Raw genomic sequence first — 15,893 nt, forward strand, 5'->3', positions numbered from 1 at the left:
GTGGGTGTCAAGTTAGTAAATATTAAGGCAGTTATTCCCCCAATAGTAATGAGATATACTATTAGTGAAAAGACGAAGTTGACTAAAGTTTGGGAAGTTTTTTGTTGTCTAAAATTCATACTACTTCTGTCTAATTTACTCCAGGCGGTCCATAACCATAATAAAGAAGAATAAACCAAAATGAGCTTTTCTTCATCTAGGCAATCTGCTTCTTCCTCAAAAATTGACACAGGTCTCTTGGGAGAAAATTTAGTGGCAAAATGGTTAACTCAAGAAGGTTGGCAAATACTCCATCGACGGTGGCAATGTCCTTGGGGAGAGTTAGATATTATTGCCCTAAAAACTTCTCCTTTGGAAGATAACCCAGCTCAAAAATTTCCAATTCTGGTATTTGTGGAGGTCAAAACTCGTAGTCGGGGTAACTGGGATAAAAATGGTTTACTGGCAGTTACAGAAACAAAACAAGCCAAGTTGTGGCAAACCGCAGAAATATTTTTGAGCGATCGCCCAGAATTAGCAGATTGTTCTTGCAGATTCGATGTAGCTTTAGTCAAGTGTAATTATACTCAAAAAGATTATCCTCAATCTAAATTTCTATCATTAGAGGAGCAACTATCTAAGTTAACTATTAAGGTCGGAAATTCTGTAGAATTGGCAGGTTATCAACTTGTGTTGCAAAATTATATTCCTTCTGCCTTTATTTCTACCTCTGAGCTAGACTAAAGTTATTGTAAGCATTCAGCTATTAGCAGTCAGCTATCAGCTATCATGATGAGGTTTTAATGAATATAGACTGTTGAGCGCCAGCTTTTATAGTTAGTAGTCGTGTAAAAATAACTTGAACAGTTTTTTTAATGGAAGCTATATTTCACAATTTATCCCAGATAAAATTTGTACAACTTATTATTACATGGCTCCTTAAGTATAAATTCTGCCTAAATTAGTAAAGCTTTTATCTCATACTAAAAGCAATAGCTGATGGCTAATAGCTGACAGCTGAATGCTTACAACTTATTTACAGTTAATAAGGTATTTGGCGTTGTTGAATAACAGTATAATTTTTACTATTGAGTAGTGTTATAGGTACTAAATTTATGCTTGCTTCATATCCAGATAGAACAGAGATAATACAATCATTATAATCATTTGGCATCTCCAGAAAATAGGGAACAGTTCAACAATTAATAATTACCTCTTATTATCAATAAGAGGATTGGCTAAAAGGATTTTTTTCTCCATGAATGGAGAGGCTTTATACCTTAATTTTTCGGGTGCATCTCATATTTGCAAAAATACTTTTTTCCTATATATTCCCTGTTCCCTGTTCCCTGTTCCCTGTTCCCAGCTCCGGTGTTCCCTAAAAGCGATAAATTTTTGCTTTATTCACGCATTGAGATGCACCCAATTTTTCGGTAATAGGAAGAAATAATTAATTGACAATTTTATAGATAAGAATTGCTTTGATTTTTGATTTTTAGAGAAGTTTATTATAGATTTTGGCTAGTTCCAAAATTCATCCCTCTTTTCAGCAATGCCAGGTATTCAATGATGTGCCTATGCTACCAAAAAAACTAAACAAAAGCCCGGAAAATTCATAGGCTAACCCTCAATTATAGTATTGTCAGACTACAAAATAAATTCAGTGACTCATTTTTCATCCAAGGGTTAAAACCGCCTGGTTCTCTTCATTCTTTTGATATTTTTGTAGTGTGGAATGAGAAGCCAAATTTAATAAAATTACAGCGTTGTTAAATAAAAAGATGAATTATAGCGAAATTGTCTTTTCCTTGATTTAACTGTACACTTTATTATTATCTCAATCATCTTCTTTTCAGACAATGTCCAAATTACTTCTATTCCTTACCGAATTATTAATTATTAATAATTAGTAATTAAATAATTCTGGTTTAAAGCCTCCCTTTTAAGGGGAAAAAAGAAATAATATTTCCTTATATTCAATTCCGTAGCGGTTAAAACCCGAGGTAATTATCAATTATCCATTATCAATTATCAATTAATGAAGAACGCTAGCCTCTGAACTGTAGAATGCTATCCAAATGAGCAAAGTAAGTTAAATTATAAAGAATAAATTAAATGTGTCTTACTCTTGTTGTACCCGTACTAATATAACTAACGTACAGGTACAAATTTAGAGTAAGAGTAAAACTATAACTCAACCCAAAGTTTCAGGACAATACCCTAAACCCTTGACAAATTGGGTACGGAATGCTTCTATTTCCTCTTGATTTGGTTGGCCATGAGATACGACTGCTACCTGATAGCGTCTCATCACACTTAAAGGTGATTGTCCAGTTTCTAAACCCCACAACGCCATTCTAATACGGATATCAGGCTCATAAGGTATTCCTAGTTCATTCATAAAAGCCCGAAAATCCCCATGTTGTTGAGGTGTCAAATAGTGACTCATTTTGATTTTTACCACCCAACCATCAATTTGATGAATCACAGTCATAAATTGAAGCGGTAGTTGATGAGTAATGCGTAGGTATTCAACTACTCTCAGGCAGAGGCTAGTATTAGCTATAAAGTAAAGGTATTCCATCTCAATCTCACTGTTACCGCTGAAAACTACTGCTTTTCCCTCGGTTTAACCTCTCAATTTTTTGACTACTACAGAGGAAAAATTAAAGGTTATGAAAAACGGTTGTAGGAAGCGGGGCGGATGTTGCCGCTTCCCAGTTAATAAATTAGGTGTATGTTCTAGAATGTTTAGAGTTTTGAACTAGATTATCGATCTGTTATTTTTCACTACAGATATATCTGCCCCACACTCTGAAAATTAATTCTGTACTGATATATTCTATATTTTCTCTAAATGTGTAGCATATCACTAGGGGAAAAGTACCCTAATTTCTCTGGGGGATTTTACCCAATTACGAATCATATATCAGTAACATGACTGAGGTAGATTGGTCTATTGATGCTTATGACTATGAACTTCCCCAGGAACTAATTGCTCAAAATCCTGTTGTTCCCAGGGATAGTTCTCATTTAATGGTTGTAGATTCACTTACACACCATAATTGTATTTTTAGAGATTTACCAGATTTACTCCAGCCAGGAGACTTACTGGTTTTGAATAATACTCGCGTTATTCCTGCAAGGCTTTATGGCCACAAAACTACTGGCGCTCAGGTAGAAATATTGTTGCTCAAACCAGTGGAAAATAATTGCTGGCTAGCCTTAGTAAAACCAGGTAAACGTTTTACCAATGGTACAACAATTGAATTTGAACCTAATTCATCTCTTGGGTGTGATTATAAGTTACAGGCAACAGTATTATCAACAGATAGAGAAACTGGTGGGCGCTTTTTACAGTTTAACTTACCTCAAGGAATTTCTTTGATAGAGTTGTTAGACCAATTTGGTCATGTGCCCTTCCCTCCTTATGTTACAGATTCACAGGCTATCACAGAACAATATCAAACTGTATATGGTACAATTTCGGGGGCAGTTGCTGCACCTACTGCTGGTTTACATTTTACTGATGAATTACTAGAGAAACTAGAGCAAAGGAATATTAGACTAGCTTTTATCACATTACACGTTGGTCTTGGTACATTTCGTCCAGTGGAAACTGAAGACATTACCAAGCATGATATGCACTACGAATGGCTTGAGGTTTCGTCATTAGTTGTAGACAAAATTAATCAAACAAAATCTCAAGGTGGACGTATAATTGCAGTGGGAACAACAGTAGTTAGAGCTCTTGAGGGAGCAGCACTAGCTAATCAGAAAAATAGTAGTAGTGATAGTAGTAGTGAGGAATTTTCTATCTCACCATTTTCTGGTTATACCAATATATTTATTTATCCTGGCTACAAGTGGCAAATAGTAGAAGGTCTAATCACTAATTTCCATCTACCACGGTCCAGCTTGCTTATGCTTGTGAGCGCAATGATAGGAAGAGAACGCCTTTTAAGCTTATATCAGGAAGCCATCGCCCAACAATATCGCTTTTATTCTTTTGGTGATGCGATGTTAATTTTGCCAGATGCTAGGATAAATTAGTCTAGTAGTTAAAATATTTTGAGAATTGGACATTTTATCCCCAATTCTCCAATAAATTAATCTTCTTCCTCTTCTTCCTCAGCACTTGGATATACAAAACTGTGGGAACGTTGAGTAAGAACTGATTTCCCTAAAGATAGCGCTTTCTGTGCTTCCAGTCTTGCTTTGCGCTTCCACTGAGCTTTCCGCATCTTTGTCTTAGATTTTGAAGTTCTCTTCTTTGGTACAGCCATGAAAGTTATTGTATAGATAATTATAGACAGACTACTATAGTACCTTAATTTTATTAACTATGGAAGACCTCTATAAAACCCATTTGATACTTATCTATTTATAGAAGTCATTTGGTATCTTTACCCGCAATTAAGTTTTTGAGTTAGCGAAAAATTCAGTCATAAAGCCTCCTTAATCGAAAACCCAATATTTCATCTTATTAAGCTCATAACGCACGCCAAAGGATTTTCCGTTGCATCCTCACCAAAATTGTGATATCGTATAATTTATTGGGTGTTTCTCGCCCCTGCGCATGACTTTTTATTCAACTAAGTTGCTTAGTGAACAGGGCAAACGCATCTAAATTCTGGAAGCTTCTGCCATTAAGCTTTAGAGAAGTTATAAATATAAATACTCATAAGCCTGGCATCCTTGCCCTGTCAGAACTTCAAAATAAGATGCGTTTGCCCTGGCTTAGTGAAGACACAATCATAGGTATTCAGGAATTTTCCCCAGGAGCAATACCAGCAAATATATTCATCTTGTGAAGCTTCCCTTGAAGAAGGAGTAAGTCCTTAGGAGTCAGGAGGGAAAATTGCATGGGGATAGTCAACGACAAGCCGCTCCGCGTCTATGCTCCCCCAAACAATTTTGAGTACCGCAGGTGAGGTGTGGGGTATTAAACCCATAAGGGAAATGATAAATGCTTGTTTTTCCCCATCAAACCTTTCCATCCATCGCTCCTTAGTAGAAAATTCCCAACATTTCATTCTAGTAAGCTCCTGAAAAAAAACCGCGCGCCAAAAGATTTTCCGTTGCATCCTCACCAAAATTGTGATATCGTATGATTTATTGGGTTTCACTCGCCCCTACGCATGACTTTTTATTCAACTAAAGAATTGATAAAACTCAACTCCGCTTTCGCTCTGCGACATGAAACGCGTTTTGCGTTCCGCAAAGCTTCGCGTTTCGGCAGTCGCCTACATAGAAAGCCTAGCATTCCAAAGGAAAAAACAGAGCCTAGCAGCAGTCAGATCGCGAATGTTGTAGAAAGGAAAATCAATATAAAGACTATTGGTAGGCAAAATTACAACTCATGGAAATCGTAAATTACAATACCTGTCTCTGGATGGTTATCTACACTAACATAACCAGTTTTAAGCATTTCCTTCAGAGTTTCTTCTACTTCTACAAAGCTAGCTCCTGTTTCCATCACCCCCTGACTAACAGATAACTTACCTCCTTTAGTAGAAGCTGACCTGAGTAAAGCAACCATTAACTGTTGACGAGTTTGTGGAGGAGAAACTTTCATAGAGACCGCCCCATTTGATTGATATAGTGGCACTCCTTGGGATGAAGTACCTAACCTTGCTTTGACTTTAGTGTTGTGTTCTTCTACCATATTAGGAATTAACAACAAATCAATAAATTGGCCTATTCCAAATAAGCCTCCAGTAAAGAGCCAAAGTAGACCAGTCAAAATTTTGCCATTGTATAAACGATGACATCCGTTAAGACCTAGAATGCAAGCTCCCCAAAATAGGTAACTGTATCTTATAGTATTCATTTAGTCCCAAAAATTACTTTTCTGAAATTAATATACTTCTTTGCCTAGTTACTTAATTTTCGTTATGGGCACTTAGTATTACTACCATCTTAGTCCAATAATATAATGGGGAAAACAGTAATAACTCTAAATATAGCGTTTTTATCTGGGATGTGGAAACCAAGTACTATGAAAAAAGAAACAGGAAATAGGGCATAGTAAAGGAGGAAAAATAGCATTAAATAGCAGCAAACACCAGAATAACTGGTACTCAAAACAGCATTTTTTTATAATAAAAAGCCTCAATCTATGTTTACATCTCAAATAAAAACACTACATACTGTATATTAGAAACAGGATAATAATGAAAAAAGCAGCTCTCTTATGTCTCTGACCATGGGATAGAGAAGTCAGTGCGCCCTTGCGGGTTCCCCGACAGTCACGCAACTGGCGTGGTGTTGTAGTGCCTCCTCCGGAGGAGCTGCGCTAACACCCAGTCAGGGTAACACCTGCAAAATAAGGATGTGTCTTATGTGACTATATCTTTAATGAACTATAGATACTTTGCAATTCTTAACTAAAACTTTGCACTTCAGTCCCCTAGACCTTGGTAAAATACATAGCGTGGAAAATATAGTACTTCTTGCTCATTCTCCAAACCAGCCATAAATTCATAGATTCAGAAAACAACAAAACTTATGGTAGATTCTCTAAAAAAACCAGATTTTCAAGAAATGCGACCAGGGGTTAAAGTTCCCTCTAAAGAAACTATTCTAACCCCTAGATTCTACACAACAGATTTTGATGAGATGGCTAAAATGGACATCTCAGTCAATGAGGATGAATTGATAGCTATTCTAGAAGAATTTCGTACTGACTATAACCGCCATCATTTTGTTCGGGATGAAGAATTTGCCCAATCATGGGATCATATTGATGGGGATACTCGTAGATTATTTGTTGAGTTTCTAGAACGTTCTTGTACGGCTGAATTTTCTGGTTTTTTACTCTACAAAGAATTGGGTCGTCGTCTCAAAAATAAAAGCCCTATTTTGGCTGAGTGTTTCAATTTAATGTCCAGAGATGAAGCTCGTCATGCAGGTTTTTTAAATAAGGCCATGTCGGATTTTAATCTATCATTAGATTTAGGATTTCTGACAAAGAGTCGTAAGTATACTTTCTTTAAACCAAAGTTTATTTTCTACGCTACTTATCTATCGGAAAAAATTGGTTATTGGCGTTACATTACTATCTATCGTCATTTAGAAGCTCATCCAGAAGATAGAATTTATCCTATTTTCCGTTTCTTTGAAAATTGGTGTCAGGATGAAAATCGTCATGGAGATTTCTTTGATGCTATTATGAGGGCACAACCACAAATTTTAAATGACTGGCAAGCAAAATTGTGGTGTAGGTTTTTCTTACTTTCTGTGTTCGCTACTATGTACTTGAATGACATTCAAAGAGCTGATTTTTATGCTGCTATTGGTTTGAATGCTCGTGATTATGATAAGTATGTAATTGAGAAGACTAATGAAACTTCAGGACGTGTTTTTCCAGTAATTTTGGATGTAGAAGATCCTCAATTTTATGAAAGACTAGAACTTTGTGTGAAGAATAATGAAAAGTTAACGGCGATCGCTAATTCTAATAAGTTGGGTGTTGTGAAGCTTTTCCAGAAATTACCTCTTTATCTGTCTAATGGTTGGCAATTCCTAAAACTATATTTTATGAAGCCAATTGAAACTGCTACTATGCAAAGTTCAGTTCGTTAAATAAGTCTTGATAATCACTCTAGTTTGATAGCCTTGGAAATATCACAAGGCTATTTTTTTATTTGTTTTATTTAAGAAAAGAGGGAGTAGGGAGTAGGGAGTAGGGGAGAAATAATTGACGATCTATGTACTATAATTAACTTTATTTTTGATTATTGGAGATGTCTAATATCAAATCAACTTAATTGGCTATAAAACAATGTTTCATCCCACATTCCGCACCACAAAATGTGGAGTTGCACATTATGGAATGATATTGGCAAAAATTAGTTTAGACTTTGACTAAAAAAAACTGAATATTAACCATTCTAGCCATTTATTAATCCAAAATCCTGTTCATAAAAAATCTAAAATCATTCGTTACTGTGCAACGCCCAAAATGTAGCATAGAATCAGGAGTCAGTCCTCAGGAGACAGGAGACAGAATTTTAGAAGAAAATCATAGCTGCCGGGATCGAGTCAACAATTAAGTAAGTATTTATGCTTAATTATTTACTCGGAATTCGATCGACTAAAAAAGTAATTGAGATGATTTGCATAGTATAAATATCTACCAAGCTACGGATTTATATACTACTTTTAATAATATAAATTGAATTACAAAATGTGGACTCAAACCCTGCTAGTTAAAAGTTTTAATTATCAATCTCAATCTATAAATTTAAAAATTAAAATTTTGTCAGAGATTGATGACAAAAAATCGGATAAATCCCCTGAAATAGCCAACAGAATTTCAATAGTTTCAGCTCTTCCATGATAAAATAAACAAATAATAATCCAAGGGGTTTTATTACTTAAAGAGATTTTAAAGCCTAAAATACTTATTATTTCGTTGTTTAGATAGGCGACACCTCATTTTTATTCAAACGTGATGAACTAATTTTTCTAAGTTATCCATATACTGATTTGACTTATTTAGAACTATATGGTATGGACCAATAATCACAGAACTAGACCATAGAGCAATAATTGTCTTCTTAAAGCTTGAGAATTGAGATCAAACCTACATTCCGCACGACACAATGTAGTACATAAAGAGGAGAAAACTTGAGTAAGTATTTAGACTCAAGAAAAAAACCTCAAACTGTAATTATAGAGAAGAGGTGAAGATAAAAAAGAGGAGAAAATGTCAGTTTCATCTTTAACCAGACCGCAAATCTTTCTAAATTCTCTCCAGACTCCAGACTCCAGACTCCAGACTCCAGACTCCTCCCTTGATATAACTCCTTAATTCAAGGACTCTAAAAAAGTCTGAACTTGACCATCTGGTCTCAAAACCAATCGAATTTTAGCAGTCTTGCCACCCTCAATATTAGAGACAAAAACTTCATCTTCCAAAGGCATCTCTGTATTACCATAAAATTCAACTGATGCTAGACCAATTGGAGTTACTTTTTTCACCGAACCATCACCGTTTAATAACAAACTATACTGCAAATTCCTATCTAAATCTGATGGCGGTTCCCAACTTTTTTCAAAATATTCTCTTACCTCTGCAACTTGGGGAATTCGATCAAATAATGTCGATTTCGGTTTCCTGCTAGCATTTTCACTAGGTTCAACCACAGATTCGCGATCGCGTAAAGCAACTGGTTCTACATCTTCCAAGGTCGGTAAATCAATTGCTCTAGGAACATTAACCGGAATACGACTCACATCTAAATAAGGTCTTACCCCACCTCCTCTATTGAGTGCTGGTGGTAGAGGTCGGTTTGGTGCAGGTGGAATTTGTAAATTTGGAGGCGGTTGCACAGGAGGTCTTGGTTGTACTGACACCCCATAATTAGGTATTGCTGGTGGAGGAATTGGTGGCGGTGTAGTTGGTGGTGCAACAGGAACTGGTGGCAGTATTATTGGTGGTGCCGGAATAACTACTGTTGTAGCATTTCCCTGATTTTGAGGAGGGCGAGAAAAATCATTCAGAGGTGGTGGCAAGTTATTAGGAGCAGGTGGTGCGGGGTTTTGTCTAGGAAACAGAGGAGATGGTGTGGGAATAGGAGATGGTCTGGTAATTGTTGGTGTTGGTAGATTTGTTGGTGGTGTTGGTAATGGTGATAGAGTTACTGTTGGTGTTGGTGTTGATGTTGGTGTTGATGTTGGTGTTGGTAAATTTGTTGGTGCTGGAAGGGGTGAATTACTGGTTGGTGGAGAAGCAATAATGTTAGGTTCATTTTGTTGTTTGCGACTAATTGCGTAGCGGTCATATAATTTAATGGCGCTTGCTGTTAAACCAGCACTGATAATAATTAGTATCAAAGTCTGCAACCATTCAGGAAGAGGTTTAACCTCACCGTCAGACTTAAACTGAGGCAATGTCTGTATATCTGTTTGACATTCATCTAGAGCGATCGCCAGGTCAAATAGTTGCAGCATACTCATGGTAATAAAACTTCCTGACTCTTTAGTCGCTAAAGACCCCAAAAATAGATCGTGGTTTAATAAGTCTCGTGGTTGTAGATAAATACTTTGACCGTTTATTGGGGGTGGGGAATTAGGTATGGAAAGTTTGGCATCAGCAACTTCGGTGGTCTCTTCCTGAATTTTTGTTTGTGAGTTTGACTCTGTTGCAGTGCTATTGTTTTCTTCTCCTTGATTTTCATTATCTAGAGGTAATTCTGGAGACTTACTGAGAAATTCTTGTACATAAGTCGTAACAACTTTGTGGAGAGCGTCTAATTCACTGCGGCCACCCCTCAATGTAATATGCTCTGTTTCTGATACCCTGGGGTCGTCAAAACTCAGGCTAAAACGTTGTTTTCTGGGAATACCGATCCATTTTAAGGCCGCTAAACCTCTAGCTGTAAATTTTAGTGTACAAGTTGGGGGAGTATAACTTCGTGAAGGCATTTGAAAACCTTTGAATAAATATCAAATTAATAAATATCAAAATAAAATTATCTTATATGTACAATTTTAACAATTATTTCTTCATACCAATTAATTATCTTACCATTACTATGCAGAACTACCTATTTAGGGTTTGCTGAAAAAGTCTTATGGGTGAGGGTAGGAGACAGGAAACAACCCACCCCTGACCCCTCCCAGGAGGGGAAGACAGGAGACAAGAGAAAAGGGTCGGGAGCGAGGAGGTAGGAGTAAGAATTGTAAGAGTGATTTTTCTGCCATAGTCAGCCCAAAATACGCTCCTTTTTGAGGGTGAAGAGCTGAAAACCAGGCACTTTAAGGCCCCAAGGTGAGGGTAGGAGACAGGAGACAACCCACCCCTGACCCCTCCCAGGAGGGGAAGACAGGAGACAAGAGAAAAGGGTCGGGAGCGAGGAGGTAGGAGTAAGAATTGTAAGAGTGATTTTTCTGCCATAGTCAGCCCAAAATACGCTCCTTTTTGAGGGTGAAGAGCTGAAAACCAGGCACTTTTTAAAGGCCCCAAAAAGGCTAAAACCTTTATCTGTAAATACTTTTAGATTTAATCAGCAATGCCTATTTATGTACTTAAATATCGATATCGTGACATACTCTCACACTAAGCTGACGCTATAGTGTGGGCTTCTCGTTTCGCTGCCCTGCTATTGCATCGGGCTCCACGAGCTTTAAGGACGGAATGCCCTACCGCCCTATTTTTGATATTTATCGCTGCATTTAAGTCGCGGTCTATGACAATACCACAGTGCGGGCAAGAATGAGTTCGTATTTTTAATTCTTTCTTGACTTTTTCACCACAATTTGAGCAGTCTTGGCTAGTATTTTTAGGGTTCACTGCTATGGTTTTCACCTCCAGCATTTCCGGCTTTGACAGTCAAAATAGACAGGAATTGGCCCCATCCAGCATCGTTAATTGATTTACTCAAACGAGTCTTTGCTAGCCCTTTAATATTTAAATTTGCCTCCGGCACGCTGCTCCGCGTCTACATGGGCGATAACTTCAGCTTTTAATAATAATTCATTGGCTGTTTTGAAGTGAAAGTCTTATAGAACTCCGTTCCGCCCTCTGCAACCAAAAAACTTTCTCCTTTTCCTCCTCTTTATTCTTTCTTATTGCTTATTTCTTCTTCTTTCTTCCCTCCTGACTCCTGACTCCTGAATTCTCCTCCCAGGAAGGGTTAGGGGTGGGTTTACTCCTCCGTCGTTTATCTATAAGTATTCAACCGGACATTATATAAATTTTATCTCAAAAAATCAAAAGAGAATTAAGGTATAAAACAGTTTAAACTATCTAAAGTTTACCGTTTACTTAATGATTCTTAATTCTCTACTATGCTTAAAACTTTTTCAATCAATCAATCAATTTTTTAAGTTTTTTGTTAAATCGGTATTTTGAATTTTTCTCAAGTATTTTGCTTCATACTAATATTTCTAGTATGATTTCGGAGTCTAAAATTTCAGACTTGACCAATGACGACTACACCCTTGAGGAGCGCTATAAAATAATAAATCTACTAATAACTTTAGAGCTAATTTTTCTGGGTTATCATCGGGAGTATTTTCAGAGTATATGTGATATTGTTTATATGCTTTTTCAAATTTATCAAGATATTCTCTTAATAAAGTAACTGATTGAGGTTTAGCCTTTTGAGCAGCAACTTGCTCCATTAATGCTACTGCACGACGAATTAATGCTTGGTTTTGTTTTGCTAAGTGACATACAATTGAGATGAAAAATTTTGCTTCCTCTGTTTTCAGAGGTCGGTTTGCCGACATTCCCCGTTTTTCATCAACCACTAAAGTCAGTTCATCAGCTAAATTGGGAGGTATATTCAATTTACTCGCTACTCGCAATATACTGTCTGAATTAATTCCCGTTAAAACATTTAGGGCTAATAATTCCATGTCCAATTTTGTTCTAATCTGGTTTGATTGAACTTTTTTGGCCACGACAGGGTGAGTATAATTTTGTCTCGAAGGCAGCATGAAGACTGAGGTATTGCCACGAGAAGAATATGTTACCATATTTTAGACCTCTGAAAAATTTATTACAAGCACGTCTATTGTAGTCGTACTTTCCTAAATTGTGTCTACTATTCGGAAAATTTTTTTTACTAAATATCTAGATATCTTCAGAAAAGAGGGAGTAGAGAGTAGGGAGTAGGGAGGAAAGAATTAGATATCTCCAGAAAATAAACTTACTCTTTATTTAACATAAGCTAGACTTGTAACAGTCACTTACAAAATCATTTTTCGTATCTTTAGCATGAAAATATCTTCCCTATTCCCTATTTCATGTTCCCTACTCTTGCAAAAAGTATATATCTTTTTCTGAGATGTCTATTGATAATTTCTGTGCGATAATTGATTTTATTTTTTATTATTGGAAATGTCTATTTAGGGTTTGCTGAAAAAGTCTGATGGGTGAGGGTAGGAGACAACCCACCCCTAACCCTCCCAGGAGGCAGGGTCTATTTATTGTCACGCTTAGAAAAATTTATGGGGAGATGGGGGGATGGGGAGATGGGGGAATGGGGAGATGGGGAGGTGGGGAGGTGGGGAGATGGAGAGATTTGTATATTTGCATAATTTTTTGTATTTCTTATGAATATTCTCGCTACGACAAAGAATTAGCCCTGCTCCCAGGAGGGGAGGGGGAGACAGGAGACAGGAGACAGGAGAAATAGGAATGAGCGAGGAGGTAGGGGTAAGAATTGTCCCTTGATGTTTCTGCCCAACTATGGGCCTAAAATACGCTGCTTTTTGAGCATGAAGAGCTGAAACAGGCGCACTTTTTTTGACCTCAAAAAGGCACTTGTCTTTATATGTCAATGCTTTTAGATTTAATCAGCAAGCCCTATTTATTTACCGAAAAATTGGGTTTAAAGCCTCCCCCTTTTCGGGGGACTTTATGTTATGCTTAAATTCGCGGAAAGGTATTCAACCGCTCTAAAAACCTATAGCTACCTAACTTGTAGCGTTTGCACCTTGAAAACTGCGGTCAGACCCCGCGTCGCCGTCAGCTCGCTTGCGGAATGCTGACCAAGATAAGAGCTAGGGGGTTTTGTACAGGAATGCTTGTGCTTAGGAATTGCTCTAAGCAACAAATATCAGAGAACCAAAGTTTTTTAAGGTTTAAACTGTACCGTAGGGCATACGGGAACAGGCTCTTGATAGCGAAGCTCCTCCGGAGGAGGCAATAGAGCGAACGCTTGGGGAGAGAACCATCTCTGGACTAGATGCCGTAAGGTGTTTAGTTTAAGTGGACTCATTGTTGGCGTAGCCTTGCGGAGCGCAAACCAAGAATCCTGGTTTCAGGAGAATCCCCGTGCGTTTACGCCGGGGAGTATGTCAATAATAGGGAGTAGGGTAAAAGAATTGATAATTTGTGTTTTTGTTTTCAAAAAAATATTATTTAATTTCTGAATCAATTAATCAGTACAATTTTGGCATTCAGACCATTATTCCGTAAAACTTTTAATAGTTGATCGGCCTCAAGACGACTACGAAAAGCTCCAGCTTGCATGACTGAATTACCATTAATATTCGTGGAAAAAGCATCTGGTACAAGCGATCGCAACTTGTAAGTCTGAGAGGCATTTTTGACATTTACAACAACTCGATAACGTAGGCCCAAGGCAGCAGCACGACTTTGAGAATTACGACGCAAGGATAGTCTAGGCAAAGGGTTAGGATTAGAATTTTGATTTCTGCCAATACCGGGAGGTACATAACCCCCACGACCAAGGGGAATATTTGTGCTTGGTACAGATAGTAAACCAGGAGATGCAACTGGGGTAGTGGGTTCAAAACTTGGGGTAGTGTTCCTTGGAGGTAAATTTCGCCATCTTTCTAAAGTTCTGCTCCCTGACTCTGGTGGCGATACTGGTATTTCAATTGCTCGTGTATTCTGATAATTAGGATTAGTTTGTAGTAGTCTTTGTAAGTTGCCTTGACGACTTGTTGTCTGGTAGGAATTTCCCCTAGACCTTGGGGTTTCTGGTTTTGGTACGGGGATAATAATTGTAGTAGAATTTCCCGGTCTTTGTCGTGAAATAATACTATCAGAATTGTTCTGCTCCTGTAATTTTTCTGCTGAAGCTGAAATATTTGGTTTCTTTGGCGTTGTCTGAATTTCTGGTTCAGTCGATGTCGATGCAGTTTCCCTAACAGACTTTTCCTGGACAGACTCTGTTTCTCGATTTACTGTAGGAGTAGTTACAATATTCGGCAAAGGAGCAACTCGTGGGGGTGGAGCAATTTTCCCAGCAATGTCAATACTGCCATAATTACGACCCCCTCCTAAAGAATTTCCATAAGCAGGAAGAATTTGACCTTTTACTGCATGATAAATATTATACCGAATGTTATTACGAATAGTATTACGACCAGGTTCTTGAGAGTTACCTAGATCCGGTAATGATTGAGCGATCGCTGCTACTCCATCTTTTCTATTACTCTCAATATAATTACCCCGCAAAATTGGGCGTGCATTTCCTTGAATAATAATCCCACTTTCATTTTCTATCAGACGGTTTCCCACTACTTTTGGAGCAGCATCATCAGATATTTTAATTCCAATACCAGTATTTTGAAACGAATTGTCTCTAATTTCTGGCTGAGAATTATGATAAATTTCAATACCACTTACCCTATTTCCATAGAAATTATTTTCCTGAATAATTGCTGTATTACTACCCGCTACAGAAATGCCATTTACATTATTACCAGTAAAAGTATTTTTACTAATAATAGAACCACTAGATTCTATCCATAAACCATAACCTTGAAGATTAGGATTTATAACTGTTACGCCACTTAAATTGGACTGATTAGCAGATACTATTGTAATATTTTTCTGATTTAAAATCGGACTCTTAAAATTACCTCCACCTTTAATCAAAACATTTTTTCCACGGTTAAAATAGTTACCTTTAATTGTTATTTTTGGCTGCAAAATTAAAGGAAAAACTTCACCTGTTTGTCTACTGTAAGTTCCGGGAGCAAGCAAAATTGTTGTGTGAGGTTGAGCAATTTTCAAAGCATAAGTAATAGTTTTCAAAGGAGCGGTTTTAGTACCATCTCCAGAGTCACTACCAACAGATGAACTAACATAAAGCACATTTATTTGAGAATTAGCTTGAGTTTCTAGGGATTTGGCCACTTGTTGTGCAAATGGTACTGCCAAACTTGCAGAAGTAAATACCCCTAGTAGCGCAGTGGCTAAAATAGGCGATAAAAAATTGATTTTACGCAGTAAATTTGTTTGATTACTTTCCTGCGAAAAAAGGATAAATATTTGTTTCACGGCTTTCCTCCTAGGAAACTGTGACAGACAATTTAATTATTATAGTTTTGTCAAGTACCTCTTATTATAGGTGTTTTGAACAAATCTTTTAATTTTTGTAAAGAGGGGTTGATTGTTAAGGATAATGGATACCGCTTGA

At 37.2% G+C, this 15,893-nt stretch carries 12 protein-coding genes; 3 read left to right on the forward strand and 9 right to left on the reverse strand.

What is annotated here, in order from left to right; translation table 11 throughout:
• Positions 1-230: hypothetical protein (locus SAGCYANO_RS44220; protein ID WP_237395873.1), on the reverse strand; the 230-nt coding region annotated here is incomplete at its 3' end.
• Between the two features lie 22 nt (positions 231-252).
• Here SAGCYANO_RS44220 and SAGCYANO_RS06315 point away from each other — a divergent pair.
• Entirely contained in the window at positions 253-723 is a 471-nt protein-coding gene (locus tag SAGCYANO_RS06315; RefSeq protein WP_307785833.1) for a YraN family protein, read from the forward strand.
• A 1,450-nt stretch (positions 724-2,173) separates the two neighbouring features.
• On the opposite strand, the gene SAGCYANO_RS06320 is transcribed toward SAGCYANO_RS06315, so the two are convergent.
• On the reverse strand, positions 2,174-2,563 hold the full coding sequence (locus tag SAGCYANO_RS06320; RefSeq protein ID WP_202219297.1) for a hypothetical protein: 390 nt from the start codon (positions 2,561-2,563) through the stop codon (positions 2,174-2,176).
• 353 nt (positions 2,564-2,916) lie between these two features.
• Between SAGCYANO_RS06320 and queA the strand changes: the two genes are divergently transcribed.
• Complete coding sequence (gene queA / locus SAGCYANO_RS06325) at positions 2,917-4,032, forward strand: tRNA preQ1(34) S-adenosylmethionine ribosyltransferase-isomerase QueA (RefSeq protein ID WP_202219298.1); 1,116 nt, start codon at positions 2,917-2,919, stop codon at positions 4,030-4,032.
• A 56-nt stretch (positions 4,033-4,088) separates the two neighbouring features.
• On the opposite strand, the gene rpmF is transcribed toward queA, so the two are convergent.
• The 3 genes from rpmF to SAGCYANO_RS06340 form a co-directional block, all read right to left on the reverse strand.
• Positions 4,089-4,265 carry a 50S ribosomal protein L32 gene (rpmF, locus tag SAGCYANO_RS06330; RefSeq protein ID WP_202219299.1) on the reverse strand — a complete coding sequence of 59 codons (177 nt, stop codon included), beginning with the start codon at positions 4,263-4,265 and terminating at the stop codon, positions 4,089-4,091.
• Positions 4,266-4,820: 555 nt separating this feature from the next.
• Positions 4,821-5,015, reverse strand: a complete 195-nt coding sequence (locus SAGCYANO_RS06335; RefSeq protein WP_202219300.1) for a hypothetical protein — start codon at positions 5,013-5,015, stop codon at positions 4,821-4,823.
• 317 nt (positions 5,016-5,332) lie between these two features.
• Positions 5,333-5,812 carry an NINE protein gene (locus SAGCYANO_RS06340; RefSeq protein ID WP_202219301.1) on the reverse strand — a complete coding sequence of 160 codons (480 nt, stop codon included), beginning with the start codon at positions 5,810-5,812 and terminating at the stop codon, positions 5,333-5,335.
• Between the two features lie 677 nt (positions 5,813-6,489).
• Between SAGCYANO_RS06340 and acsF the strand changes: the two genes are divergently transcribed.
• Entirely contained in the window at positions 6,490-7,566 is a 1,077-nt protein-coding gene (gene acsF / locus SAGCYANO_RS06345) for a magnesium-protoporphyrin IX monomethyl ester (oxidative) cyclase (RefSeq protein WP_202219302.1), read from the forward strand.
• Positions 7,567-8,793: 1,227 nt separating this feature from the next.
• On the opposite strand, the gene SAGCYANO_RS06350 is transcribed toward acsF, so the two are convergent.
• The 4 genes from SAGCYANO_RS06350 to SAGCYANO_RS06365 form a co-directional block, all read right to left on the reverse strand.
• A complete protein-coding gene (locus SAGCYANO_RS06350; RefSeq protein ID WP_202219303.1) occupies positions 8,794-10,413 on the reverse strand; it encodes a DUF4335 domain-containing protein in 1,620 nt (539 codons plus the stop codon).
• Between the two features lie 634 nt (positions 10,414-11,047).
• The gene (locus tag SAGCYANO_RS50035) at positions 11,048-11,296 is read right to left on the reverse strand and encodes a zinc ribbon domain-containing protein (protein ID WP_375339885.1); all 249 of its coding nucleotides are present in this window, start codon (positions 11,294-11,296) and stop codon (positions 11,048-11,050) included.
• A gap of 599 nt (positions 11,297-11,895) precedes the next feature.
• Positions 11,896-12,471: a DUF3038 domain-containing protein gene (locus SAGCYANO_RS06360; protein WP_202219304.1), complete on the reverse strand. Its 576-nt coding sequence runs from the start codon at positions 12,469-12,471 to the stop codon at positions 11,896-11,898.
• Between the two features lie 1,402 nt (positions 12,472-13,873).
• A complete protein-coding gene (locus SAGCYANO_RS06365; protein ID WP_202219305.1) occupies positions 13,874-15,634 on the reverse strand; it encodes a DUF1565 domain-containing protein in 1,761 nt (586 codons plus the stop codon).
• Between the last annotated feature and the right edge of the window lie 259 nt (positions 15,635-15,893).

It is taken from the genome of Okeania sp. KiyG1, assembly GCF_014132355.1.
Lineage (GTDB): Bacteria > Cyanobacteriota > Cyanobacteriia > Cyanobacteriales > Microcoleaceae > Okeania.

Bases quoted from the DNA above. Each gene is read 5' to 3' on its own strand.
- SAGCYANO_RS06335 (WP_202219300.1), bottom strand. From the start codon at position 5,015: ATGAAATGTTGGGAATTTTCTACTAAGGAGCGATGGATGGAAAGGTTT.
- SAGCYANO_RS06320 (WP_202219297.1), bottom strand. From the start codon at position 2,563: ATGGAATACCTTTACTTTATAGCTAATACTAGCCTCTGCCTGAGAGTA.
- queA (WP_202219298.1), top strand. From the start codon at position 2,917: ATGACTGAGGTAGATTGGTCTATTGATGCTTATGACTATGAACTTCCC.
- acsF (WP_202219302.1), top strand. From the start codon at position 6,490: ATGGTAGATTCTCTAAAAAAACCAGATTTTCAAGAAATGCGACCAGGG.
- rpmF (WP_202219299.1), bottom strand. From the start codon at position 4,265: ATGGCTGTACCAAAGAAGAGAACTTCAAAATCTAAGACAAAGATGCGG.
- SAGCYANO_RS06350 (WP_202219303.1), bottom strand. From the start codon at position 10,413: ATGCCTTCACGAAGTTATACTCCCCCAACTTGTACACTAAAATTTACA.
- SAGCYANO_RS06340 (WP_202219301.1), bottom strand. From the start codon at position 5,812: ATGAATACTATAAGATACAGTTACCTATTTTGGGGAGCTTGCATTCTA.
- SAGCYANO_RS06360 (WP_202219304.1), bottom strand. From the start codon at position 12,471: ATGGTAACATATTCTTCTCGTGGCAATACCTCAGTCTTCATGCTGCCT.